General features: G+C 41.9%; 22 protein-coding genes and 2 pseudogenes. 14 read left to right on the top strand and 10 right to left on the bottom strand.

The window, feature by feature from the left end; translation table 11 throughout:
• Positions 1-6: 6 nt before the first annotated feature.
• From L0B17_RS03110 to L0B17_RS03100, 3 genes and pseudogenes are all read left to right on the top strand, one after another.
• Complete coding sequence (locus L0B17_RS03110) at positions 7-981, top strand: LysR family transcriptional regulator (RefSeq protein ID WP_235087517.1); 975 nt, start codon at positions 7-9, stop codon at positions 979-981.
• A 175-nt stretch (positions 982-1156) separates the two neighbouring features.
• Entirely contained in the window at positions 1157-1519 is a 363-nt protein-coding gene (locus L0B17_RS03105; RefSeq protein WP_235087515.1) for a hypothetical protein, read from the top strand.
• 194 nt (positions 1520-1713) lie between these two features.
• Positions 1714-3668, top strand: a pseudogene (locus L0B17_RS03100) (methyl-accepting chemotaxis protein).
• Positions 3669-3877: 209 nt separating this feature from the next.
• Here L0B17_RS03100 and L0B17_RS03095 read toward each other — a convergent pair.
• The 3 genes from L0B17_RS03095 to L0B17_RS03085 are packed head-to-tail and all read right to left on the bottom strand — an operon-like array spanning position 3878 to position 6161.
• On the bottom strand, positions 3878-5047 hold the full coding sequence (locus L0B17_RS03095; protein ID WP_235087514.1) for a tetratricopeptide repeat protein: 1170 nt from the start codon (positions 5045-5047) through the stop codon (positions 3878-3880).
• The gene (locus tag L0B17_RS03090) at positions 5040-5369 is read right to left on the bottom strand and encodes a DUF4145 domain-containing protein (RefSeq protein WP_235087512.1); all 330 of its coding nucleotides are present in this window, start codon (positions 5367-5369) and stop codon (positions 5040-5042) included. The genes L0B17_RS03095 and L0B17_RS03090 overlap by 8 nt, the downstream gene beginning before the upstream one ends.
• 39 nt (positions 5370-5408) lie before the next feature.
• Positions 5409-6161 carry a hypothetical protein gene (locus L0B17_RS03085; protein WP_235087510.1) on the bottom strand — a complete coding sequence of 251 codons (753 nt, stop codon included), beginning with the start codon at positions 6159-6161 and terminating at the stop codon, positions 5409-5411.
• A 158-nt stretch (positions 6162-6319) separates the two neighbouring features.
• On the opposite strand from L0B17_RS03085, the gene L0B17_RS03080 reads away from it, so the two are divergent.
• The gene (locus L0B17_RS03080) at positions 6320-6853 is read left to right on the top strand and encodes a DUF2780 domain-containing protein (protein WP_235087509.1); all 534 of its coding nucleotides are present in this window, start codon (positions 6320-6322) and stop codon (positions 6851-6853) included.
• Positions 6854-7019: 166 nt separating this feature from the next.
• Positions 7020-7457: a tellurite resistance TerB family protein gene (locus L0B17_RS03075; RefSeq protein WP_235087507.1), complete on the top strand. Its 438-nt coding sequence runs from the start codon at positions 7020-7022 to the stop codon at positions 7455-7457.
• A 6-nt stretch (positions 7458-7463) separates the two neighbouring features.
• On the opposite strand, the gene yjeH is transcribed toward L0B17_RS03075, so the two are convergent.
• Positions 7464-8753 carry an L-methionine/branched-chain amino acid transporter gene (yjeH, locus tag L0B17_RS03070; protein ID WP_235087505.1) on the bottom strand — a complete coding sequence of 430 codons (1290 nt, stop codon included), beginning with the start codon at positions 8751-8753 and terminating at the stop codon, positions 7464-7466.
• A 141-nt stretch (positions 8754-8894) separates the two neighbouring features.
• On the opposite strand from yjeH, the gene L0B17_RS03065 reads away from it, so the two are divergent.
• Complete coding sequence (locus L0B17_RS03065; RefSeq protein WP_235087504.1) at positions 8895-9329, top strand: Lrp/AsnC family transcriptional regulator; 435 nt, start codon at positions 8895-8897, stop codon at positions 9327-9329.
• 140 nt (positions 9330-9469) lie between these two features.
• Here L0B17_RS03065 and L0B17_RS03060 read toward each other — a convergent pair whose 3' ends face one another.
• Positions 9470-10300, bottom strand: a complete 831-nt coding sequence (locus L0B17_RS03060; RefSeq protein WP_235087502.1) for an HDOD domain-containing protein — start codon at positions 10298-10300, stop codon at positions 9470-9472.
• A 455-nt stretch (positions 10301-10755) separates the two neighbouring features.
• On the opposite strand from L0B17_RS03060, the gene menD reads away from it, so the two are divergent.
• The 6 genes from menD to L0B17_RS03030 all read left to right on the top strand — a co-directional run bounded on the left by menD (position 10756) and on the right by L0B17_RS03030 (position 17921).
• Positions 10756-12495, top strand: a complete 1740-nt coding sequence (menD, locus tag L0B17_RS03055; RefSeq protein WP_235087500.1) for a 2-succinyl-5-enolpyruvyl-6-hydroxy-3-cyclohexene-1-carboxylic-acid synthase — start codon at positions 10756-10758, stop codon at positions 12493-12495.
• Positions 12495-13343: a 2-succinyl-6-hydroxy-2,4-cyclohexadiene-1-carboxylate synthase gene (gene menH / locus L0B17_RS03050; RefSeq protein ID WP_235087498.1), complete on the top strand. Its 849-nt coding sequence runs from the start codon at positions 12495-12497 to the stop codon at positions 13341-13343. The genes menD and menH overlap by 1 nt, the downstream gene beginning before the upstream one ends.
• A gap of 28 nt (positions 13344-13371) precedes the next feature.
• The gene (gene menC / locus L0B17_RS03045; RefSeq protein ID WP_235087497.1) at positions 13372-14397 is read left to right on the top strand and encodes an o-succinylbenzoate synthase; all 1026 of its coding nucleotides are present in this window, start codon (positions 13372-13374) and stop codon (positions 14395-14397) included.
• A gap of 8 nt (positions 14398-14405) precedes the next feature.
• Positions 14406-15992, top strand: a complete 1587-nt coding sequence (gene menE / locus L0B17_RS03040) for an o-succinylbenzoate--CoA ligase (protein ID WP_235087495.1) — start codon at positions 14406-14408, stop codon at positions 15990-15992.
• Positions 15993-16100: 108 nt separating this feature from the next.
• On the top strand, positions 16101-16586 hold the full coding sequence (locus L0B17_RS03035; protein ID WP_235087494.1) for a DUF3465 domain-containing protein: 486 nt from the start codon (positions 16101-16103) through the stop codon (positions 16584-16586).
• 276 nt (positions 16587-16862) lie between these two features.
• Positions 16863-17921, top strand: coding sequence for a PepSY-associated TM helix domain-containing protein (locus tag L0B17_RS03030; RefSeq protein ID WP_235087492.1), 1059 nt, complete (start codon positions 16863-16865; stop codon positions 17919-17921).
• A 54-nt stretch (positions 17922-17975) separates the two neighbouring features.
• Here the strand turns inward: L0B17_RS03030 and nfuA are convergent, their stop codons facing one another.
• Both nfuA and L0B17_RS03020 read right to left on the bottom strand, forming a co-directional pair.
• Positions 17976-18554 carry a Fe-S biogenesis protein NfuA gene (nfuA, locus tag L0B17_RS03025; RefSeq protein ID WP_235087490.1) on the bottom strand — a complete coding sequence of 193 codons (579 nt, stop codon included), beginning with the start codon at positions 18552-18554 and terminating at the stop codon, positions 17976-17978.
• Positions 18555-18779: 225 nt separating this feature from the next.
• Positions 18780-19697, bottom strand: coding sequence for a ComF family protein (locus L0B17_RS03020; RefSeq protein ID WP_235087489.1), 918 nt, complete (start codon positions 19695-19697; stop codon positions 18780-18782).
• Positions 19698-19727: 30 nt separating this feature from the next.
• Between L0B17_RS03020 and L0B17_RS03015 the strand changes: the two genes are divergently transcribed.
• Both L0B17_RS03015 and L0B17_RS03010 read left to right on the top strand, forming a co-directional pair.
• Positions 19728-20594 (top strand): alpha/beta fold hydrolase, encoded by an 867-nt coding sequence (locus L0B17_RS03015; RefSeq protein WP_235087487.1) that lies wholly within the window; start codon positions 19728-19730, stop codon positions 20592-20594.
• A gap of 94 nt (positions 20595-20688) precedes the next feature.
• Positions 20689-21186 (top strand): hypothetical protein, encoded by a 498-nt coding sequence (locus L0B17_RS03010; RefSeq protein WP_235087485.1) that lies wholly within the window; start codon positions 20689-20691, stop codon positions 21184-21186.
• A 100-nt stretch (positions 21187-21286) separates the two neighbouring features.
• Here the strand turns inward: L0B17_RS03010 and L0B17_RS03005 are convergent.
• From L0B17_RS03005 to L0B17_RS02995, 3 genes and pseudogenes are all read right to left on the bottom strand, one after another.
• Positions 21287-23298, bottom strand: a pseudogene (locus L0B17_RS03005) (LTA synthase family protein).
• Positions 23299-23646: 348 nt separating this feature from the next.
• A complete protein-coding gene (locus tag L0B17_RS03000; protein WP_235087484.1) occupies positions 23647-25110 on the bottom strand; it encodes a sensor histidine kinase in 1464 nt (487 codons plus the stop codon).
• The gene (locus tag L0B17_RS02995) at positions 25110-25784 is read right to left on the bottom strand and encodes a response regulator transcription factor (protein WP_235087482.1); all 675 of its coding nucleotides are present in this window, start codon (positions 25782-25784) and stop codon (positions 25110-25112) included. The genes L0B17_RS03000 and L0B17_RS02995 overlap by 1 nt, the downstream gene beginning before the upstream one ends.
• Positions 25785-25809: the final 25 nt, after the last annotated feature.

Below are 25809 nucleotides of genomic sequence, written 5' to 3'. Positions count from 1 at the left end.
ACTGCTGTGAATTTAGACAACCTTGCCCGTATTGACTTAAACCTACTGGTAACCTTACAAGTATTACTAGAAGAGCAAAGTGTGACTCGTGCCGCTAATCGATTACATCTAAGTCAGTCAGCTTTAAGTAAAAGCTTAAACCGATTGCGTGACACCTTAGACGACCCGTTATTTCAGCGCACCGCCCACGGTTTGAAACCTACTGCACACGCGCTAGCATTAGGTAAAGTGTTACCACAAGCGTTACAAAATTTGTATCAGTTAACCTTACCGCCTAGTTTCGAGCCTGCTACTAGCCAGCGTCATTTTGCTTTTTCTATGGTTGAAAGTGCGTATGAAACATTAATTCCTTACTTTATTGGTTCACTACTGCAACAAGCTCCACAACTTAAGCTAGACACTTATGGTTGGACAGAAAAGTCAATTTACGACTTGCAACACGGCCAAATAGATTTTGGCATTGCGGGCCGTGATATACACCCACACTCACAGTTTAAAGTGGATGACCTTGCGGATGGCTTGCAATACCAAACCTTATTTAGTGATAATCAAGTGTGTTTAGTCCGTAAAGACCACCCGATCTTATCAGTACTACAACAAGGTAGCTGGCATCAAGCAGCTTACCTTGCCATGGGTCATGTACAAGTTCGCTGTGAGGGCAACGACTGGTGGGCATTAGATTACTTTCTGGCAAATAGTCATCATCATCGCCGCATATCCACAACTGTGCCCGACTTTTATGGTGCGGCCAGTATTTGTGCCCATACCGACTTGATTTTCACTTTACCATCGAGTTTTGCGCACCATGCACAAAACCTGTACCCATTAGTGCAAATCCCCCTACCATTTGAGTTTATGCCAATGGCCTATGTTTTACTTTGGCATGAACGCAACAATCAAGATCCTGGCCATGAATGGGTGAGGCAAATGATTTTTAACAGCATTCCCCACGATCTCAAAGCATCCGCACATACTGAATAAACAAAAACTGAATAAACAAAGACCAGTCATAATAAACATTCCCAGTCAGAAACGATGTCACGTTAAGTTGAGAACATTAACTCACTTTAACGTGACATATTATGTCAAAAAGCGGCACACTAGCCGTTCAGTCATCATTATTGTTCATATGGACTAATCATATTCAGGAGCCACTATGCAATTTAATCAATCATTTCGCGCGGCCAATTTGAAACACAGTTTCAACGCGATGAACCCATTTTTGGCATTAGTGGCTTTCGTCGGTCTGGCATTAGTTGCTATGGTAATACTGCCATTTATCTTGTTATTTTTATTGCTAAGTTTTATTACTTTTCAGCTATTTGGTCGTAAAGTCATTATCCCAAAAATGAAGCGTGCTTTTGAACAGTCTCAGCGTCAGCAAGGTCACACCTACCAAAGCGATGCGGATATTCAACGCGAACCCGCCGCACCTTATGCTGATATGTTTAGCCGTACAGGAAAACATCAAAGCAAGCCAAACCAAGGTGGACGTACGTTTGAGCATCAAGCGGACTAATCTAATATGAATCAAATGAGGGTTTAATCATCCTCCTCCGAGGTCACAACACTCTTTAAGTGACATCGGGGGATCTAATGACCTCAATTCTCAATTCTCAATTCTCAATCAAGACTATATTTACAGTGAACACAGAACTGTAATATTAATGCCATATGCTGCTTTTATTTATGCCATTAATGAGTATTAGCACCTTGAAAATATCAACCCTATCTTTAGGCGCATCTGCGCTATTGCTACTGTTGGCTGCATTGTTAGCCACAACCGTATTGTGGAGCAATCAACAACGACAAATCAGTGAAAAGCTGAATCAAGACTTGCAAAAAATACAACATAGTTTCCAGTATGGCATCAGTCGTAATATCGATAAATACTTACAAACAGGCCAAACGAATTACCTTGAAGAAGCACGTAATGACATCACCAACATTAATGACAGCATTACTCAGCTACACCAAGTTCATCCTTACCTAAACAGTGCCTCTTTAACCACCCTTATGGGCCAATTCATTGCCGATTTAGACACTAAATATCGCGCAGCGGGCAAACTAGCTGGCAACCCAAGACAATTACTCGCATTTTCTGAATCAGAAATGCTCAATTACAGCCGCAGCTTAAGCCGTTACGCTCAATCTGCATCCTCAGGTAATCACGACCTCAATATCGCACAGCAATATCTGGCCCTTAGCGTTGAATTACCTAGCTTAGTGTATACATTATCTCAGCAAACCCAGGCGATATTGATAGGCAAAGATACTGGAGCCGCAAACGGTCTGGATTTTTCTATTAATGCGCTGAATCTGTGGCGCGATAAACTCGATAAACTGCCTTTATTGGGCATTTATCAAACCGAAGAAGTGGATGAGTTTGCACTAGGTGATGACGAACCGACTCAAATTGAAACCGGTGAACCCCTACGGGCTGAATTACTCAGCCTGACACAACGCTACGGTAAAGAGGTGACAAATACCGAACAAATGTTGACAGAAAATAAGCAAGTACAAGCCGCATTAATCAAAGCCACCAACCAAGTCGAGCATCAGCTTATCGCATTGGCAAACACTCAGGAGGCAACTGACCAGCAACTAAAAGTCAATTTGCAATGGCTGCTTTATAGTATGGTAACCTTGCTAGCGCTCTTTTCAATCGGTTATTTCATCTTGCAACAACGCCGAGTTGTCGCGCCATTGAAACAGTTAAACCGCGCGTTTTCATTATTAACTGAATCGAACCAAAGGAGCCGCTTGCAGTGAATAGCCAGTGTGAAACAGGGCAAATTGCCGCACACTTTAACCAATTATTGCAACGTTTTGAGCAAGAAGATAATAGACAAAAACACAATATGGCTAAGGTGTCGCAATCATTAAGTGATTTAGTGGCCAAAATTGGGTCGTTATCAAATAGCACCCAACAAACCCAAAGCGTAGTACAACAAGCGCAAGGTCAAACCGCGGAGTTAATTGAACTGGCCAATCAAGTCAACCAGTCCTCTAGCGCATTAACGACCAATGCCCAACAAACCATGAGCGACATGCAGGCCAGTCAGCTAGAAGCCCAAGAAGTCCTTACCGCCACCAACCATACATTACACACAGTCACTCAATGTAATCATTCGTTATCACAACTAAGCACCTCTGTTAGTGATGCCGCTAAAATTGTTGATGTGATTGGTAACATTGCAGAGCAAACCAACTTACTGGCATTAAATGCCGCTATTGAAGCAGCAAGAGCCGGCGAACAAGGACGAGGGTTTGCGGTCGTTGCTGATGAGGTGCGTAGCCTGTCACAACGAACCCAAGTATCGTTAAAAGAAATAATGACTATTCTAACCCAACTAACCCAGTCAAATACTGCACTCAGCAACAGTGTCAGTGATATAAGCTCAGCATCAGTACAGCAAAAAACACGCGCGCAAAGCTTACTTACCGTTGCACAGCAAGTTCAACAACAAGCCAATTTTATGCTCAATAGTGCTAACCAAGGCAGTGAATTTGCCAAACAGCAAGTGCATCATCTTGACGCGTTTGTTATCGCCATGAACAACTTAATGCAACGTGCCAAGCATGCATTTGAACAAAGTGAAACCATTGCATCACAAGTGAATAATAGTGTCGATAGTATTGAGCAAAGCTTAGGAATTACCAGCTAGATTTAAGGTGTGAAGTTGGAAAGTAGTAGTGGGAGTGGAAGCTATATGGCGTAGCCTTCCATTACGCGCCATTTTACCCAAAAGCCTAAAAATTAATTGTGACCGGAATTTAACAGCAAGAAAAGATGAGCCAACTTAAGTGTTAAATCTAACATAACATTCAATCGTAAAGGTTGGGTAGCAATTGCAGGCTTTGCTCTAACAGATTGCTATCTAAGCATGTATTTTGCTTGCTGCAAAGCAGCTAGCTCATCTTCGCTAGGCTGAAGCGCTGTAACCTTGTAATTTCCAATAACACTGTCAATTTGCATCAGTAATGACTGCCGCAAAGGGGCGACCACTTGTCGCTGAATATCATTACCATGCAATTTAGCCTGTTGTAACAAGTAAGCCGATTGCACCACATCTATTCGACCTAACATACCGTCTGCTAAAGCAACACTGAGCTCAATCATTGCGGTCACATTATGGCCATACTTAATCACATCGTGTAGATAGCATTCGGCTTGTTCAAGTTCAGCTTTAGTGGCGTGTTCATGGTGAAGAATAGTCGTTGCACAATGCAACATGGCATCTAGCTGGCCTTGGCTGGCGGCTTCTTGCATCCATATTTGACTTTTTTCAAGCTGCACATCGGTATTATCGGCAACACTTAACGACAAGCCCTCAACTAACAGCAAAGCTAAATGATACTGCGCCTGAGGATAGCCAGACTCAGCAGCTTTGCTCATCCACATATAGGCATCGTGATATTCACCAGATTCATAAAACAGCACCCCAAGGTTAGACATAGCTTCAACATTATCAGCTTCAGCCGCTTGGGTTAGCAATAATTTAGCTTGTTCAACATCAGCACTAAACGCTTCACTGCCCACCAGATAGAAGTAACCCAATAATGCCTGGGCCTCTACAATGCCATGCTTAGCAGCTTGAGCTATCAGTAACTCACCCTCTTTTTTATACTGGCCTTTGGGGACTGAATCGCCTTTTTTTGCCGTATCAGCATAACCATGCAGCAAGCTAACGCCATGCTCATATAACGCCGCATGTTCAAAAGGTGCTGCAAGGGCAAACCAATAAGCCGCCTGGGCAAAAAGCCGTGGCACTTCACCTTGATTCATCTGTAACTTGTGTGTTTCATCGGGAGCAACGGCTTGAGTACTGGTTTGATCTTGAGCCATTAGCGCTTGCGCTTTTAGCGACATAGCCACTAAATACTGAGCATGATGATCATTGTGCATCATAGCGCGATAGCATAAATCTCTGCCCACCACTGAATCAAATGGCACAAATTGATACGCAGGAACGGACGAATGCTGTAGTGATGGATAAAGCTGCGCGACCAAACCCACAATGTGTTTAATCGACTTTTCAGCCAAGGACACTAATTGATGTTGGGTAAGATGATATTTTTTCTGGATGAGCGCCACGATTACCGTCGGCACGCAATTTATGCATGGTACGAATAGCTGTAACGTCGATAAGACGACCTTGGTTTAATTGCTCAATGCGGTCGTATAAATTGGGCCCAGAAAATTCAAGCTGATGCTGTTTAGCGATGATACCTGCAAGCTTGTGAGTAAAGCTGCGAATATAAACCAGCGCTTGAGTGGGAATGTCGCGGACATAACTCTTTGCGCTGGCATAGTCTTGACCCAGTTCAATGGAGAATCGGCTAACTAACTCAGTATCAGTTATCAATAGTCGCTCCTATAAGCTCAGTCAATTAGGCTTAATACATTACACTTCTGTATGCTTATCATCATCTGTTGGTGTGTCATCACCTGAGGTGTTAATTTTACGATTAACCATATATAGACGGAACAATGCCACGTTAATAAATAACCCCAAAAAAGCGAACACAGTGTCGGTAATTAATTGCAGTGGAAAACCAACTTGTGCAGCCATTTGTGAAAGCGTACCACTGATTAATATAAGAGGAATATACAACATTAATATTGCAATGGTTTTAAGCGTAATTGGCCCAGTAAATATAAAGCTAGCCTTAATGGCTTCTAATGGCGTTAAACGTTCAACAATCACCATAAAGTTCACATAAGCTAAGCGAGAAAATAAATAAAAGCTAATCCCAAAGCCCACTATGCCAAATGGACCAAAGGCAGCAAATAGCATCACCAGGGTTAAAATAGCTAAACCAGAGAACACACCCGCAAGTAATAAAGGCGGCACAAATTGAATGCTTTGCTTAAATACCATAGCAGATGAGACATCATGACCACGGGAGCGTACCTCTAGGTATACTGTGATTGCTGCAATCAATATAGAAAACAGTAACAGTAATACCATCATGGCTGCGGCATGAATACCACCAAACTCTGGCGTTTCAGCCTGGGCTTGCATCAACATCTCATTACCCAGCCAAAGCTGGATCATCACTTGTACCAGTAATAACGGGAAGGTTATTGCGGCAAGTTGACTAATATGGTTACGAAAAAAATTATAGGCTTCAGTCAAAATCGCTGAAAGTGACATAAATGAGATCCCAAAAATCGGCTTAAGATGAATATGGCGCTAAGGATACCCAAAAATGATCGATTTTGCACAAAACAAAATCTTCATATGTCGTAAAGATCTAAAAAAAGTTAACATAACCCTATTATCAGCACCATATTTACTAAAGGATGAACTTTATGAACCCTTCTATTATTGCCTGTTCAGTATTATCAGCCGTATTACTATCTGCTCCCGTAAATGCTGGTTGGTTAGACAATGTCACCAAAAAGGAAGTCGCCCCCGTGGTAACCCAAGCCGCGGCAGTGACAGGACTAGCTGATAACGCCTTAGTCGGTAATGTTATGTCTCAACTGGGTTTAACTGAGCAACAAGCCGCTGGTGGCTTAGGCTCTATACTTAATTTAGCCCAATCAAATCTAGGTGATAACGATTTTAGCACCCTAAGTAACAGCATTCCTGGCATAGACTCATTATTAGGTGCTGCACCTGCAATGGGTGGTAGTTCAGGTGTGTCAGGGTTATTGTCAAAGGCAGGTAACCTAGGTTCGTCATTTCAAGGAGCCGCTGTTGTTTATGACTCTTTTGAAAAATTGGGTATTTCAAAAGAATATATTGCGCCTATGGTCGACATTGCTAAGCAATATTTAGCGCAACAATCAGGTGAAGGCACTGTAGACTTACTGATGAAAGGCTTAGGTTCGCTATTATAAACCTTAGCCAAACCTTGCCAGCTAAGTGATTAGTTCATTTACAAATATGAACAGAAATTAATGCCGAGCACTGTGCTCGGCATTGTTGTCTTTGTTAGGATGTATATTAGTTAGAATGCGTTTATACCAATCCTAATTAGAATAAGCGCAATTAAGAGGAACAACGATGATTGCTAAACTCAAACAATTTATGCAAGCAGATAGCCCAGAAGACAAAACCCGCCAATTGAATTTAGCCGCGGCCACACTGTTACTCGAAGTGGTATATGCTGATGAAACCTTGGATGATACTGAAGCCGCACTGTTACCCAGTATGCTGGCTAGCACATTGAATATCAGCGCCGAGCAAACAAAAGATCTCATTGAAGAAGCGACCTTAATAAGAGGCAATGCGACCTCTTTATTTGAGTTTACCGCTGAAGTGAATCAAGCATTCAGCCTTGCTGAGAAGCAGCAATTACTATTGGCAATGTGGCAGTTAGCTTATGCCGATGGTGAACTATCACAATATGAAGACCAAATTATTCGCCGCTGTGCTGATTTACTCCACCTCAAGCACAGCGAACTGATCCAAATGCGTAATATCGCTATACCCCAAAGCTAGTTTTGCTTATTCCGGCAAGTGCGCCGGAGTTGGCACAGACTTACTTTGTAAGTGTGTTTTTTGCCACCACATGAATGGGGCGATCACAGCGACCAATAAAACCGCATACAGCATGTTGTCTGCAAGGGCGATACCAATGCCGATACAAAATATGCAACTAGCGATCACTAAAGGCAAATAACGCTTACTTAGTAGTTTAACCGCTGACAGCATCGCCAATAAGTAGATAATCACAAATACCCCGTTGCTCCATGCAATCAGTTTTTCTAAATCCTGATTAGAGTAAAAGGTCAGCACAATCACTAATGCCATAGTAGCCAAAATGGCGAACAAGGCTCTAAACGGCACGCCATGGCGATTTAACACCACAAAGTATTTAGGTAAAATACCTTCTTTACTAAAGCTCCACAGTAATCGTGCCGCACTTCCAGCATAAACATTCACCGTTGCCAAGCCACTGGCTATGCCTAAAATACCAATTATTTGAGCGCCATACCCCTGTAAAAAGCTGTCATTAAGCAGGTAATCAAACGCACTTATCATTGCCACACCGCTTTTATCTGACGGTACCATCAACAATAAGAATGTACAGGCTAAGTAGATAACGCCAACTAACACTGTACCCATTAAAATAGCAGGCAACATGTCTTTATCTGGGCGACGAAAATCACTTGCAAGATGGGTCATGGCTTCGATGCCTAGAAAGCTCCAAAAACCTATACCCATAGCCAACATTACAGTGCTCACCTGTGGATGACTTGTTTGATTAAAAGACTCAAGCTGCTCCGAGTTCAAACCACTTGCGCCAAATAATATGGCCACTACAGCCACAATCGCTAGCGTTAATCCAAACTGTAACTTGGCTGACACCTGAATACCGCGAATATTTAAGCCTAACAACATCAACACCACAAATAGTTCAGCGACTAATTGCCAGCCGTTTTGCAGCGGCACTAATGCGTTCATAAATTGAAAAGTCATTAAAATTGCCGCAGGTGCGCCAATGGGGATTACTAATAAAAATATAAGTCCAATCGTTCTGCCGGCAGTGCGACCAAAGGCTTTTTCAACAAAATAAGCTGGCCCAGCTGCATGGGGGAAACGGCTCGCCAGTAATCCAAACACTAATGCCACTGGAATAATGGCTAAGGTTAATATCAACCAACCCAATAATGCCCCTGAGTCGGCCACGGCTATGGTCATTTGCGGTAATATAAACACACCTGTACCCAACAAAGTGGTGGCCATTAAGCCTGCGCCTTGCCAACGTCCTATGGTTCCTGTGATTTGATTCATTTGTTCTTCTACTGGGCTAATTTTAGGTTATTATAGTGTCACATGGGTTTTCATTCTGTCGCCGATATACCGCGAACTGCTCGTTAAAACCTACAAAGTGACGGTAAAAAACAAAAATACCAACAAAATGACGGAGCCCTTGTGGATAAATTTGATAAAGCCATTATAAATGAGTTACGCCAAGATGCTCGTCAAACTATTTCGACGATAGCTGATAGAGTCAATTTGTCTCGAAGTGCGGTAACCGAAAGAATTAAAAAGCTTGAAAATACGGGGGTCATCCGCGGTTATCAGGTGTTATTGAGCGAGTCACAAAAACAAGGCGTGTCGGCTTACTTTGAAATTCAGCACAAATGCCCACGATGTGCCGATGTGGTACACGTGTTTCACAGTATCCCAGAAGTCATTACCTGCCAGGGCATTACCGGTGACATGGATTTATTGGTGTATGTTCATGCTGACTCAATGAAACGCTTACATGAAATTCGTGAGTTTATTGATGCCCAAACTGACATTATTAAAATTAAAACCCACGTGGTGATGAGTGAATGGATAAATAACCTTAATGCCGATTAAACTCAAAAAATCATTATCGTAATCCAATCATGAGGGATATGGGGGGAAGGTTAATTTATATTTTTTATATATAAAAAAACCAACAACCTAGATAAAAGTTGTTGGCTCTGTTATTACAAAATATAATGTTAAAAATTAATTTACACTAACTGCTTACCAATCTCTAAGCCTTTACCGCGTAACTCTTCTAACTTTTCGGCTAAACCTGACATATCCATTTTAATAATACCGGCTGTATTAACCAATGCAGCAAGCCATGCGGTAAAAATCTCTTCATCGCGGTCATCATCCCAATGCATATAAATATGTTGCGACAAATACATTAAAATCGCTAGTTTTGACGCAGGTTTGGCCGCAATAGGATTACGTTGAAACTCTATACCTGCCACTAAAGTAGGCGTAAACCTCCAGTTTTTAGCCAATAGTGCGCCCACTGAAGGAGAATCAAAACCTAACAATTTGGTTTCAAGCTCTTGCGCATCGCCACCTTGCTCAACCGCGGCACGAATTTGCGCCGCTAAGCTAGGTTCAATGGTTGCAACCAATAACTCACCAATGCGGTGCAAAATACCACAGGTAAATGCTTCATCAGCCGGAACATTACAACGTTTGGCTAATTCCTGACTGTAGAGTGCTACCTCAAAGGTTTGCCCCCAAAAATCAGCTAAATCAATACCGCCTACCTTAGGAATTGCACCAACAACAGCAGAGGCAATAACCAGAGTACGCAGCGTTTGCATTCCTAGGCGTATCACTGCTTCATCAATTGAACCCACTTCTCTGCTGCGGCCAAAATGTGCAGAGTTAGCCAAACGCAGTACCCGTGCACTGATTAGAGTGTCTTGAGCTACTTTTGATGAAATACTTTTTACTGAACTATTTTCATTATTAACCGCTTCGAGTAATTCACTGATCGCTTTAGGTAAACGAGGAAGTTCATCAACCCTTTTTAATAACGCCGCAGTCTGCATACTATGTTCTCCTGATGATTCACTCACATCCTCTTTTTATAAGGGATGAGCTCAATTAATTGGTCAGCAAATTAACCCACTCATTATGGTAGGTTTTATTATTGTGTTTATACTTTTTATAACCAAGACCTAACCAAAAGTTGGTTGTGATTCAAATTGCGTTATCAATCGCGTTATCAATCCACTAAGCAACTCAAGACTCAGCCCATTACCAGCGTCAAACTATCCTGTTTGTGTTTCATTTCTTGTTAACTGTTTGACATTGTTTAACTATCTATCTTGATATAAATCACATATACAACATTAGCACAACAAAAAATTTACTTGTGGTTTTTTAGTCTAAATTTTCACAGCTCTTTTTCAGTCACATGTTAAAAATGCACACTAAATCTTAGATATCGTTATGGCGAACGGTTACACTTAAAACAGACTCTTTTTTGCAGGTATTGATTAATATGCACGCTCAGGCTAGTGCCGATGTAAACCTTTTGTGGGGCCAACTCATTCTTGAAGAACTTAGCCGTTTAGGGGTTAAGCACGTATGTATGGCGCCAGGTTCACGGTCAACGCCTTTAACATTAGCCGCAGCATCACAAACCGCCATTAGTCGCCATATTCATTTTGACGAGCGCGGGTTAGGCTTTATGGCGCTAGGATTAGCCAAAGCGAGTTGCGCCCCCGTGGCGATTATTACCACCTCAGGCACCGCCGTTGCCAATTTATATCCTGCAATAATAGAAGCTTGGTTAACCCATGTGCCGTTAATTGTATTATCAGGCGATCGTCCGCCAGAATTAATTGATTGTGGCGCCAATCAAGCCATTATTCAGCCAGGTATTTTTGCCCATTACGCTGCCGAAGTAAATTTACCGACACCGGATTTGGCTTTACCAGCTAGTGCATTGTTAACCACGATAGATCATGCGGTTAGCCAAACAAGCCAGCCGGTACACATTAATTGCATGTACCGCGAACCGTTTTACCCTAATGAACTTAGCCCCCTAGCCAAACAAGCTAAAAATGCGTCGGTTGTAATTCAACAATATTTACAGCCCCTTTGTCAGTGGTTAAGCCATCAACACCCATATAGCTATTATCATCTAACAATGGGCGCACAACTGCCAAGCGAAGATGGATTGAAACGCTTTGCTCATGGTAAGGGCGTTATCGTGGTGGGTACCTTGTCACCCGAAGACAATCCGCAACAAATTATTGAAATAGCCCAAAAACTTGCCTGGCCAATAGTGACCGATGCGCAATCTCAGCTCAGACAACATTCTGGGGTGATTGGTAATGTCGATCAACTGTTGCTATGCCCTAAAACTAACAAGCTATTGGAACAAGCAGATCGTGTCTTGGTATTTGGCGGTCGCTTTATTTCTAAGCGTTTAATCAGCTACTTAGCCAATCAATCTTGGCACAGTCATTGGCAAGTATTACCTCGTTCAAGCCGATTAGATCCAAGCCATCAAAGTAAACAGATTTGGCAAACCAGTGTCAGTGCATTTTGCGCGTTAGCCTGGCCACGCTCATCAAGCGCCAACTGGGCACTGGCACTTATTAGCCATAATGAAGCCTTAGCAGCATTGTTTATTCAACAGATTGACCAAACTCAATTTGGTGAGGCGCAAGTGATCCGCTGGATTGCTCAACAACAAACTACCGATAATATTTTATTTATAGGTAACAGCCTACCGATCCGCTTATATGATATGTATGCCCCAATAGGTCCTGCGTTACCTAAGGTATATACCAATCGCGGAGCCTCAGGTATTGACGGACTTATCGCCACCAGCGCAGGGATTGCAATCGATCAAAAACGACCTATGACTATGATCATCGGCGATATTTCATGCTTGCACGATTTGAACTCTTTAGCGTTATTGAAACAAATTACTTCAGCTTATGTGTTAGTGGTTTTAAATAATGACGGCGGCAATATTTTTAATTTATTGCCGGTTCCAACAGAACAGCTCAGACACGAATTTTATCGCTTATCACATGGATTAGAATTTGGTTACGGTGCTGCGATGTTTGGCTTAGCTTATCGTCAAGCCGATGATTTAGAATCGTTTACACAAGCCTATACCGAAGCCATGGACTTTAACTGCGCCAGCGTGATTGAAGTGAATGTCAGCTCTGATCAAGCGAGCAATCAAATTGCTCAAATTAGCCAATGGGTTAAACAACATTAATGACATGGATCAATCGATACGGTGACCCTAAGTTAGCTGCCATGGTATTTCTACATGGCTTTATGGGGGCAAAAGAGGATTGGCAACCTTTGATGGCCAAGATGAGCCAGTATTACCATTGCATTTGTATCGATTTACCTGGCCATGGCGGCAATCAATATCGTTTACCAACCCCAGGATTATTAGCGGCGGCTGAACATATTTTTGACGCGGTGACTCTATTAGGTTATCAAAAGTTTCATTTAGTCGGATATTCGCTAGGTGGACGTATTGCTTTGCACATCGCCAAACATCAGCCACAAGCATTACTGAGTTTAGTGCTAGAGTCTGCGCATCCTGGTTTACAAAATGAAGTCGATAAGCAACAAAGAATACTCAGCGATCAACGTTGGGCCAATAGGCTTATCGCTTTGCCTTTAAGGCAGTTTTTGAGTTTATGGTATCAACAAGCGGTTTTCTCAGACTTAACCTCAGAGCAGCGCCAATGGTTAATCAGTAAGCGTCAATCGAACAATCAACATCACTTGCACCCATGCTATCAAGCAACCTCATTAGGTTTGCAACAAGACTGTCGAGACGTATTACAACAACTCAGGTGCCCCAGCTACTTTATTAGCGGCGAGCAGGATAAAAAGTTTCAGCAATTAGCCAATAGCTGGCGTGAACACCTACAACAAAACCTACAACAAAACACCCAAGCTAATATGCCCATTTCTAGCGTAGACCAAACGCTGAAATCACAACTTCATTTGAGCATAATTGCAGGGGTAGGTCACAATATTCATTCAATACAACCGCAAATGTTTGCAGACAGGTTATTATCGTTACTTCGCGATGCTAATTCGTGATGAATCACAAAAATAAGAGTGCCTCCCTATGCCTAAGATCGCATCGTTTGAATTGTATCAATTTCAAATTGATTTAACTGTACCGTTACCCGTTGCCAAACAACGTATTGATCATCGAGTGGGTATTATCGTTAATGTAACATTAGACGATCAGCAACAGTATTTTGCCGAAATATCTCCCCTTGCAGGCATTGATATTGAAGGTTTACCATTAGCAGGTTTTAGCAATGAAACTCTGGCACAAGTTAGCGCTGAACTTATCCTGCTTCAATCTCAGTTAATAGGGCAAGATATTGCTGAGCTAGCCCAAGCAGCTGAACACAGTTTATTGCCTTCAGTGCAATTTGGTTTAAGCGTATTAGCGGCTAAATGCCAACAACAGTTCCTGGTTAGAGTCATTACCCAGGCCAACATCCCTTTGCTGTACCACGGTTTATCCGCTACGGCGATTGATCAAAAGCTGGTTGATTTAAGCCATATTCACAGTGTCAAAATCAAAGTGGCACAAACTGACATGGACAGCGAAATCGCCTTCGTGCATCAAATATTAGCTCGCAAACCGAACTTAACCTTACGCCTTGATGCCAATCGTGGTTTTACCCTCAATCAAGCGGTTGATTTTTTAGCCTGTTTACCCAAAAAACAAATCGAATACGTTGAAGAGCCTTGTCAGCAACCCAGTGACAACTTGAAAATGTATCAGCAGCTCGGCATTAAATATGCTTTAGATGAGTGTTTATTAACCGCAGGTTTAGACTTAGATAAACTACTGCAACAGCAACCAGGCATAGGGGCATTTATTTTAAAACCTATGTTGCTGGGCTCACTCAGCAAGATACAAAACATTGTCAATATTGCAGAGCTTCAAGGTGTGCGTTGCATTTTAAGCTCAAGCCTTGAATCTGATGTCGGCATTACTGATTTAACGCTAATTAGCCAAGCATTAACCCCTGATAATCCTGCCGGATTAGATACTTTAAGCGCCTTTAGTCAGCGATTATTACATGACGATGGCAGTTTAAATTTTACCCAGTTAACTCAGGTAAAAGGCTAGTCTGTTTTATGATGCTATCGCCCATTCAACAAGCTGCACAGCAAGCACCCAATAACATTGCTGTGTTAGTTGAGGGGCAAGCACTTAGCTATGCGGATTGGGCAAAGCAAGTCAGCGCACTGTCATATCAGTTACACCTGCAGGGCGTTAAGCAAGGCAGTATTGTTGCCGCTATTATAGCGGCCAAAAGTATTGGGCTATGCGATGTCAACAATGCGACTCAAGACAGTACGCTTCATGGCGACATCTGTAATGCTAATAACAACTTAGCACAGCAGACACTATCGATTATCACCCTGTACTGGGCTTGCATTGAAATAGGCGCAATATTTTTCCCGATTAATGGCCGATTTTCAACGCTTCAAATTCAACAACTTCTGCTGCGCCTACAGGTTAACTTTATCTGGCAAACCTCACTTGTTAGTGAATTAGTCACCAGCCCTAATATGATTTGGTTAAATGGTCATCCTGCTGCCACGGTGCAAGTCCCCGAGCTGACACCTGACAGTCAAACAGAAAGTAGCACTGACCACTTACACCACAGCACGATACCAAAAGATATTCAGCAAACTTTTACGCCACAGAAAATTAACCCACATATTGCTGCCAATATTATTCTCACATCGGGTTCAAGTGGCACGCCAAAAGCGGCGGTGCATTCTTTAATGAATCACATGGCCAGTGCTCAGGGTTCAAGCCGATATATTCCACTTAATAACAGTGACCGTTGGTTATTATCGTTACCCTTGTTTCATATCGGTGGCCTAGCGATTGTTAACCGCTGCGCTATTGCGGGTGCCTGTATTGTGATTAAGTCGAGCCAGAACCCTCTTGAGCAGCAGCTTAAACACGATGCTGTCACCCATGTGTCCATGGTGCCAACTCAGGCAGTACGTATTATTAATCAAGCCCCGCAAGCCTTAAACCAACTTAAAGCCTTACTATTAGGTGGCGGTATTATTGAACCTGCATTAATTGAAACGCTAGCCCAGCAACAAATAAACACCTATACCAGTTATGGTATGACTGAAATGAGCTCGCAAATCACCACCGCCAAAGCTAATGTACAGCACCACCATGGGCGCGCATTACCGCACAGACAACTGAAACTAGTTGATGGTGTTATTTGGGTAAAAGGAGAATGCTTGTTTCAAGGTTATCTTGTGCCTAATGCACAACAACAATTACAGCTGCATTTGCCAGTAGATCAACAAGGTTGGTTTTGCACACAGGATCGCGGTCAATTAAATCAAAAAGGCCAACTCATTTTATTAGGTAGAGCCGATAATATGTTTATTTGTGGTGGTGAAAACATTCAACCTGAAGAGATTGAGTCGGTACTGATGCAACACCCTTTAGTGGCTAAAGTGATAGTATTTGGGCAAGCTGATACTCAGTTCGGTTTACTGCCTGCGGCGATTATCGATTATGCCACAACAGCCTTACCAATCGATATTGAACAACAATTAGCTGGCTGGGTCAGTGAGAAACTGGCAAACTTTAAACGGCCAAGACATTGGTATGCTTGGCCTAATATTACCGAGACGGGTTTAAAACTGAATAGACAACACGTTATAGCGGCGATTAAACCTTGATAGCTTTGTATGCTTATAACATCTTTTAAATTAATTGATTTAAAAGGAACTGATTTAACAAAGTCATTTAAAGACGTTAACTATAACGATTAGCCATATAGAGCTTATATGAAAAAAATAATTGTTCTCTTACTGATATGCTCAACCTTTTATCAGCTGTCTTCAACTGGCAGTCACTCAGCGATAGTAGTTAACACTCCAGCGCAAAGTACTACTCATATTGGCACAGCTAGTGTGAATGAGTCAGCTAGCATTAGCGCAACACAAGATGCAATTGCACATGCCTATGAAAATAAGCGCAGTAATGTGCAGGTTAAAGGGGTTGGTAAAGTAATTAAGTTATTAGCGGACGACAATCAGGGGTCGCGTCATCAAAAATTTATTTTACAGTTACCATCAGGCCAAACGTTACTCATCGCACATAACATAGACCTAGCGCCGCGAATAAATACAATATCGATTGGTGATCAAATTACATTTTATGGCCAATATGAATGGAATGATAACGGCGGTGTTGTTCATTGGACTCACAGGGATCCAAATGGGCGTCATATTGGTGGTTGGTTACAGCATAATGGCCAGACCTATCAATAGGCCGTCAATCCTCGGCGGTAAATAAGTGTCTCTCCCAAAACTCTCTTCACTGCCACTATCTCGGCGGTTGTCAAAAGGCGGTTTACTGCTTGTGGCGATCAGCCCTCCTCTCTAGATCGTTAATCATGATAGAACTCTATCGGTTATCACATATTTATCCGCATCTTTACACTTCTTTAATTGATGAATTAAACGATATTGATTATCATTCGCACCAATTTAAACACAATACTAAATAATCGTGCTTTGACACGATAAAAACTGAGAACGTTATTTATGAAAGTGGTATCAGCTTTGAAATGGTTTCATAACTGGGTAGGATTTTTTATTAGCATTACTATGCTTATCGTCTTAACCACTGGGGTATATCTTGGCAGTATGGATATGCTCAACCGCCTAGATAACAAAGGCCAGCTATTTGTGCCACTCACCACAGCAGAAAAAGCACAGGTGACCCAAACTGTGTTTGAACGTTATCCTGAAATGAGTACGGTACGCTTCCCAACTGAACACTCACCTTTTATTGAAGCCGCGACCCGTGGAAAAAGGATTGCGTTAGATACTAATCTTAATGAACTCTCCATTCACGAGTCTAAAAATGTGCCTTTTTACAATACAATCTTTTGGTTACACAGAAATTTTTTACTTGATGATGTGGGTAAATATATCAACGCATGGGCTGCACTGATTGGTGGTGTGATTACCTTAATTGGGATCTACTTATGGTGGCGGGTACGCAGTGGCTTTAGATTAAAACACAGTGTGCCAAAAAATACCCGTTCAAGCAGCTTAGTGAAAAGCCATATTCAACTAGGATTATTTATTTCACTGCCGTTATTTATTCAGTGTGTAAGCGGCTTCTTGATCACTTACAAAGGCTTATGGACGGGTTATTTACAACACCAGCAAGCAGTCAATGTGTCTTATCCACCAAGCCAAGTAAATGATTGGCACAGTCAACTGGAAACCGCGCAGAAGTTGTGGCCAGAGTCACTGTTAGTCGCGATAAGTAAGCCAAGGCAACCCGAGACAGAAGAGGCTACAGAACAAGATTTAGAATACAGTATACATTTTGATAACCACAATAGTGTCTGGTTAAGACAAGCTGATAGCATTACCATGAATTACCAGCGAGGTGAAATTCAGTCCGCATTAAAACACAGTGACCGCCCGCTTTCAGGCCAAATAGCTAGCTTTGTTAGGCCGCTACATGATGCTCTGAATATGCCCTTTAGTTATGTACTATTAATTACGTTAGTATCGGTAATTGGTACATTTATTATATTGTTTAGTGTAATGACGTTTTATCGACGGACATTTAAATCTACACCCTGATATAACAAAAAACGCGCCATATATAGGCGCGTTTTAAATGAAAGCAATCAAAGATTAAGCGTAAGAATGCTCACCGTGTTGGTGATCTGTCACGTCACGCACGCCCTTAAGTTCACCAGGAAATAGGTCAAGTAATTGCTTCTCGATACCATCTTTTAAGGTGATATCAACTTGAGAGCAACCATTACAGCCACCACCAAATTGTAATACCGCGACATCTTCAGCTGAAATTTCAACCAGCATAATGTTGCCACCATGGCTAGCAAGTTGCGGGTTTATTTCAGACTGAATAACATATTCAATACGTTCTTTTAATGGCGCGTCGTCAGACACTTTACGCATTTTGGCATTCGGTGCTTTTAAGGTTAACTGTGAACCCATTTGATCAGTAATATAATCAATGGTGGCTTCTTGAAGAAAAGGCACACTTTTCTCATCGACCATAGCCTTAAACCCGTTGAACGGTAATTCCATATCATCATCTTCTACCGCATCTGGTGGGCAATATGACACACCACATTCTGCTTGCGCGGTACCAGGACTGATCACGAATACACGAATATGTGTGCCTTCGGTTTGATCTGCTAATAATTTTACAAAATGAGCCTGAGCTGCTTCGGAAATGGAGATCATAAAACTTACTCCGTCAGGTAATACCTGAGTAAATTAGTGAGAATTAGCACCATGATACTCTGTGTTGCATTCTCTTTGTAGTCCTCTTCGTCGTTTGATCATTAAAAATGCAATAAATCACCTGCCCTAATGGCTCGAATTAAATCTCTAGTATCAAAGTGACACTATTAACGGTTGACTTATTAATGCTGAATCAATGATCTTTACTGCAATATATTGAGCAACTTAGTCGCGTAAATTCGGCGCCTCTGCACGCGCTAAACACCATGCTTGACTGGCTATATTGTGTTGTTTTAACAATGTGGCGATCTCATTAATCGTCGTGCCAGTCGTCACTACATCATCAACCAACGCCACATGTTGATAGCAAGATCTACTTGAGACTAATTCAGGTGCTAAGCATGACTCCAATGATGCCATCAAAGCAAAGGCTTGGTGGCAGTTGTCACGCCTTTGTTTACCGTTCAGTCCCGCTTGTGGTTGCGTATCTTGAAGTCGGAAAATAAACCTATCATCTAACGGCAGATCTAGCATCAAACTCAGCTGTTTGGCGATTAACCATGCCTGATTAAAACCACGTTGGCGTAAGCGATTAGGGTGCAAAGGCACGGGAATAATAACTTGGGGCAAGTCAATTAAACCGTGTTTTACCAATTGTTGAATACGATATGCCAACTGTTGTGCTAATACCTGTAAAGCCGCGATTTGACGTTGGTATTTTATCGCGCTAACCAACCGACCCAACCCTTGATGATAACTGCAAGGCGCAATGACTTTAAGCGGCAAGCTAGCCATACACTGACCACAATACTCTTGTAATTGCATTAAGGGTTTAGCACAGCCCAAACACACTTCTGTTTGATATAAACCGCTCACTAAACACGACTGACATACCCCTGTCAGTACTTGACCGTTAAATAGCTCCGCATAGCCTTGCTGCTCAATCCTTTGCTGGCACAGTAAACAGCGGTTAGGTAAACTGGCGCGTAAGTCACGACTAAGATGGGTTAATAACGTAACGCTTTTAGCGTGCAATACGGCTAATGATGTCGCAGCAGACAAGTTTTTTTCAGGCTGGCATTGAGCTTGAGATTGATGGCTGCATTGTTGCTGTATGCATCCTTGTTTATTAAGTAACTTCACTATTCATTCCATTAAATAGAGGTAAAGAAATTGCCAACCGCAAAACTGTACATCAATACCCTAGGTGATGGCCAAGATATCGTGTTACTTCACGGTTGGGGCGTCAATAGCGCGGTGTTTGAACCTTTAAAGCAGGCCTTCTCTGAGTATAGAGTGCATTATGTCGACTTGCCAGGTTTTGGTGACAGTGATCCTATTGAGGGCGACATCCATCATTGGGCTGCAGCGTTGGCAACGCAGTTACCCGATAATGCAATCTGGATAGGCTGGTCATTAGGTGGACTCATTGCCACCCAAGTCGCATTAACATTTCCAACTAAAATAAAAGCACTGATTACCGTCGCATCATCACCTTGCTTTATGGCGCGCCCAGCTGAAGACCCTCTGTTTTGTGCTAGCAGTGAGCCCGATACAATAACCCTCGCATCGTCCCCTTGCTCTATGGCATTGGAAGCCGACCGACCAAAATCATGGCCTGGCATTGCACCGCAAGTATTAGCTCAATTCTCACAGCAGTTACATAAAAATTTACCTAAAACAATTGAGCGCTTTTTAGCGATTCAAGCCATGGGCAGTGAAACCGCAAAAGCAGATATTCAAATGATAAAGGCGCTGGTACTGGCTAAACCTCTACCTTGTGAGGCAAGTTTGCAACAGGGGTTAACTATGCTTGCAGAAGTCGACTTACGCGCTCAATTACACAATATAAAGCGACCTTGGCTGAGGGTGTGGGGTAAATTAGATGGTTTAGTCCCAAAAAATGGGATTGCAATGTTAATAAAGGCTGAAAATATCGAGGACATTATGCTGGCCAAAGCATCTCATGCGCCTTTTATCTCACATTCAAGCCTTTTTATTGAACACATTTGTGATTGGATTGAAGCTATTAACAGCTAGTACTTTAACAACACTGAAATATTGGCTATAATTTAATCGTTATAAAAACACGTTAACTTCGGATATAAATGATCCCGAGCGGAGGTTATTGAGTATGTTGATTAATTCCCATTACCCGCAAGTTTCGATAGTAACTTCCAATGTTGCGACGGATTCTGCACGGGTGGATAATCAACAAAAACCACCTATTATCCCACCGCAACAACCCACAAAGAATCATCCTGAGCGTGCTTACAATCAGCAAAATGAACGGACTCAAGCGCACAATGTTGTTGAACAAAAACAGCAACAGCAACGCTCTACAAGTCAAAGAGAAGCCATTGTTCAGCAGTTAGTTGCGCCTAAAAGCTTACTGGGACAACCGCTAAATATAGTGGCAAATAACACGCCTACCATTCAGCGTAAAGATATTCGTATTAAACAATCGCTCCAAGCTGAACAAGGCACAACCCAAAACAATAAGTCTTCGGTACGTAGTGATGACATGCCCAAGCAAAGCTCAGCGTATTATCAGCAAGTAAGGCAGCATGTTAGCCAATATTATGGCCAAAACATGCCGACAAAACTTGCGAGTATCCCTGACACGATATAACACGCTCTCTAACGTCTTATACCGACTATCGTTTTATCCTAACTCTACACTTGCGCAACACAATAACGACTGCAGCATGAAAACAGGCGCGACGGTATAACTAGCGCGATGGCCCTTCTACCTGAGTGTGTTTTGGTAAGGTAAACCAATGATTGTTATAGGCAGCGCTGCCCCATAATGCTAATCCTAGTGCGTTTTCAGCTTGCTCGGTATCCAACTCACGTGACTTCAACGTTTCTGCACCAAAGTCATACACAAAGCTTTTAGCCGCTTGTTCTGGCTGCAATATAGTCACTTCATTGCCTTCCATTAGCGCGAAGTTTTTATCATATTGCATCATGGCACGACTCGCCAATCAGCTGCTTGCTGGGTTAAATCACGTCCTAGCATAGGGTAACTGTCTGAAATACCGATCATAGACAATAACGTAGGCGCCATGTCAATTTGGCTAACCACTCTAAGATCGCGCTTGGCTTCCACACCACCTCCCAAAATCAGCCCTGGAATACGAAAACGCGAAATAGGTACTAGGTTAGCGCCGCCTACACGACTATCGTGATCAGCAACCACCAGAAATAAAGTGTCTTTCCAATAGTCCGCTTTTTGTGCCTTTTTGAAAAATTCGCCCACGGCGTAATCGGCATACTTCACGGCATTGTGCATGGTATATTGTGGCTGTTCATACAGTTCGATACGGTTATCAGGAAACTCATATGGGTCATGATTACTTGAACTAAACACTAAGCTAAAAAATGGCTTACCTTGTTGGTACATTGCGGTAAATTCATCATGAGCCCTAAACAATAAATCTTCATCTGACACCCCCCAAGATGCCACAAAAGCAGGGTTTTTATAGTCATCTTGATCGATAATTTGACTAAAGCCATTACCGAGGAAAAAACTGCGCATGTTGTCAAAATGGCTTTCTCCACCATAAATAAACTGGGTCGAATAACCGTTACGTTTTAATAATTCAGCAATGGTGAAAAAGTTAGTTTGGCTTTTACCCAGCTTCACTACTGCACGAGCGGGTGTTGGGGTAAAACCTGTTGTTATCGCTTCAATACCTCGAACAGACCGTGTGCCCGTGGCGTATAAATTATCAAAAAACCATCCTTGGGAAGACAGCTCATCAATATTAGGCGTCAACGGTAATCCACCTAAACTGCCGACAAACCTAGCGCCTAGACTTTCTTGCAAAATGATGACTAGATTTTTAGGTTTACCCTGATAAGTTGCCTGATTAAAGGTCAAACTAGGAAGATCATTAGACGTAAATGCTTGTGCGGTACGACCGCTTTGACGGCGAATAATATCGATAACCTTTTGATCATCTAACTTGCCATATACCTTTGAGGCCTCTTCTTCATTACTCATCTGCTTGATGGCAAAAGTTAACGAGTAGCCAGAATTAAGCACGAGTGAATTGATTAATGGGTCATCTGAAAATGCCACTAAAGATGGGTTTAACGGTCTATGTCCCAAAGAGGAGCGCGCCCCTAGAATAGTGACACAAATAACCAAAACGGCCATGACTGGTCGCCAATACCAACGCGGAAAACGTATATTACGGGTAAGGGAGTCAGACAAGCGCCATCCACCGTATAATGTGGCGCTAGATACCACAAAAGCGAAGATCAGCTCAGCTTTTCTCCCCGCCCACAACATAGACAACACTTCTTTAGGATAAATCAGATACTCAACATATAAACGATTTGGTCTAAAACCATATTCTTGAATAAATGATGGCGTCGATATTTCTAAAAACACGATTAACCACAATCCAAGGGTTAGCCAAACTTTTAAAATCAACGTCCATAATCGCCCTACCGCATGATTACCTGAAAATAATGCCGTACCAAGCGCTGCAATGCCAAATAACCAGCACAGAGTGGCAAAGTCAACACGTACACCTTGGAATATAATTTCAGACCAACCTTGGGCATCATTAACCCGTTCAACTTGCCACAGTGACAAACCAATACGGCTTAATGTGGTGACAGCTATGATGATCAGCGCAAAAACAAAAATTGCACTATAGATATGATGTGGTTTGGGATAACGAGATGATCTGACGTAGTCAACATTCGACTTTAGGGAAAATAACCCCATAAATAACTCCAATTTACTATGCTATTATTTTTAATATACTTTTTAAGGTGCTTTGTATTGGCAGTGCTTTTTTTATCAATACTCTGGTTTAACCATGCCTAGTTTTACCAACTCTGCATTTTAACCACACGCATTATGGCAAACTGCGGCGTGCACGTTAACAGAATACTAACATGAGTCAAATAATGATTAATCCTGTATCGTTCAATGATTACAGTTAACTTATTACAATCAATATAATAAAAACCAATTTATGATGGTAATTTATTGCCTGTTGGACGCTGGAAATACATATTAGTTCATTTTAGACTTGGTAAAATTTACATCCAATTAACGGTTGGTTTATTTTTAGTCAGTAAGTGATGACGTTATTTTAGGTAACGAAAAGGTAAAAGCGATTCGATTGCTGTCGACTAGCGCAAATGAAAAATGATATTGATTCACCTGGGCTATGTTATCCACAATAGCTAAACCCAGCCCATGCCGATTTTGATGTTGGCGAGACTTTTCGGTTTGAAATAAAGGCAGCGTTAACCGTTCTAAATCATCTTCACTGATGCTATTTAGCAACTCATTTTCAATTGTGATCACTATCGCTGATTTGTTGTCATTGCCACGTGGTTTTTGCTCAACGAGGCGAATATTAACCTTTGACTGCTGCGGGCTATAAAACAGTGCATTATCAATCAAGTTATACAATACAGTATGAAGCGAAAATGCATCGGTCCGGCAGTTCACCCCATCCAACTCACTGATAATGTTCACTCTGGCTAAGGTTCCAGCTCGGATGGCATTCAATTCTGCGACTATTTTGTCAATAAAGACCTCTATATCAATAATAGTTTGGCTTAATTGCAACCCTTCTGAAGACGCCTTTTGCAATAACAATAAATTATTAACTATGTCTTTCATTTTTAAGCTAATCGCCAACACATCTTGCTTGTAACTCACGCCAATCCGTTCATCTTGGGGATAACGAATATAGATCTCACTTAAACTAATTAATTCACTGATTGGGGTTTTTAGCTCGTGGGCAATATCAGCGGTGATCCGCTTTTCATTTTGCAGATGCTTGTGATTAATTCTAATAAATTTATTCAGCTCATTTTTTATCGGTTCAATTTCGATAAACGCTTTAAAACTGGCAGGAAGTTGTAACTCAGTTTGCTGAAAATCAATGTTTTTAAGAGCTTGGTTTAACTCATTTAATGGTTGTAAGCCTCGATGAATCAGCTTAACCACAGCCCAACGCATAAATAGAATAACCAGCAATAAACCCATAGCTAGGCTGGAGTCGATAATAATAAGAATATGATTTAACTCTTCTTCTGACAGCGCCACGGTTAATATCATCGGAGCAACGCCGCCAGAAAGGACGTTTTGATACTTATCGGGCACCTGTGGTTCAAAAGCTGACACCATTGCCCGCCCTGAGCGCCCATCTGGTAAAATCACATCAAAAAACTGCCGACCATTAATCGGTAAATCAACGTTAATGAGGTTGGCTTGACCAAAATGCTCTAATGACTCAGACCGTTCAAATACAACACCATCTTGCCATAACTGAAAATACTCTCCCTTAGCTGGTAAAGTAAATTCAGGCATAAATTCCCCTGCAAAATCAAACTCAACTCCGGCAGGCGACACTTTAATTAAGGTTTTAAGGTAGTTAGATTTAGTCGTTAACGCATTATCAAATTCAGTATCAATCCAATTATCAATAATGATATCAATTGCTAAAAATACCAGTACTACAATAATTAATACTGCCCAGGTCATGCGATTCACTAAACTGCTAGCTAATGACTTCATTAATCTTCACCCACAAAGTAACCAAAACCGCGTTTATTTTTTATCGGTAAGGTCGCACCCACTAGTTTTGCTTTTTTACGCACGGCGGATAAGTGGGCTTCGATAGTATTTTTCGATAAATGATTGAATGAGCCGACAACGGCCTCACTGATCTGCTCAGGATTAAGCACTTGATTGGGGTTGTTAAATAAATACTCGATAATTTTGTATTCATTTTTAGTCAGTTCAATCGTGGCTTGCTTATAAATCAACACCTTCTGGCTATCATCAAGCAGCAATTCACCCATGCGCACATTTTGCGAATGTGAAGTTAGCTCGCCACGACGCCCTAAAGTAACTAAACGCGCCTGAAGCTCGTCAAATGAGAAAGGTTTGGTGAGATAGTCATCCGCGCCAGCGAGCAACCCCGCAACCCGATCTTCTGTTAACGATTTGGCAGATAAAATAATCACCTTAGCTTGATTACCCAATTTACGGATACTTTTTAGTAAGCTAATGCCATCCACATTAGGCAGCATTAAGTCTAAAATAATAAAGTCATAGTGATTTATCAGTGCCATACTTAAGCCTTCAGAACCGTCACCAGTTTCATCGACCGTATAGCCTAAGTGATCAAGCCCCACTCTGATCCCTCTGCGCAGCGCTTCAGAATCTTCAATTAGTAACACTTTCATTTATCTTCCTGATTAATTACATTAA

The sequence above is a fragment of the Shewanella sp. OMA3-2 genome, from assembly GCF_021513195.1.
GTDB lineage: Bacteria > Pseudomonadota > Gammaproteobacteria > Enterobacterales > Shewanellaceae > Shewanella.
This window is presented reverse-complemented; position numbering and strand designations above follow the sequence as displayed.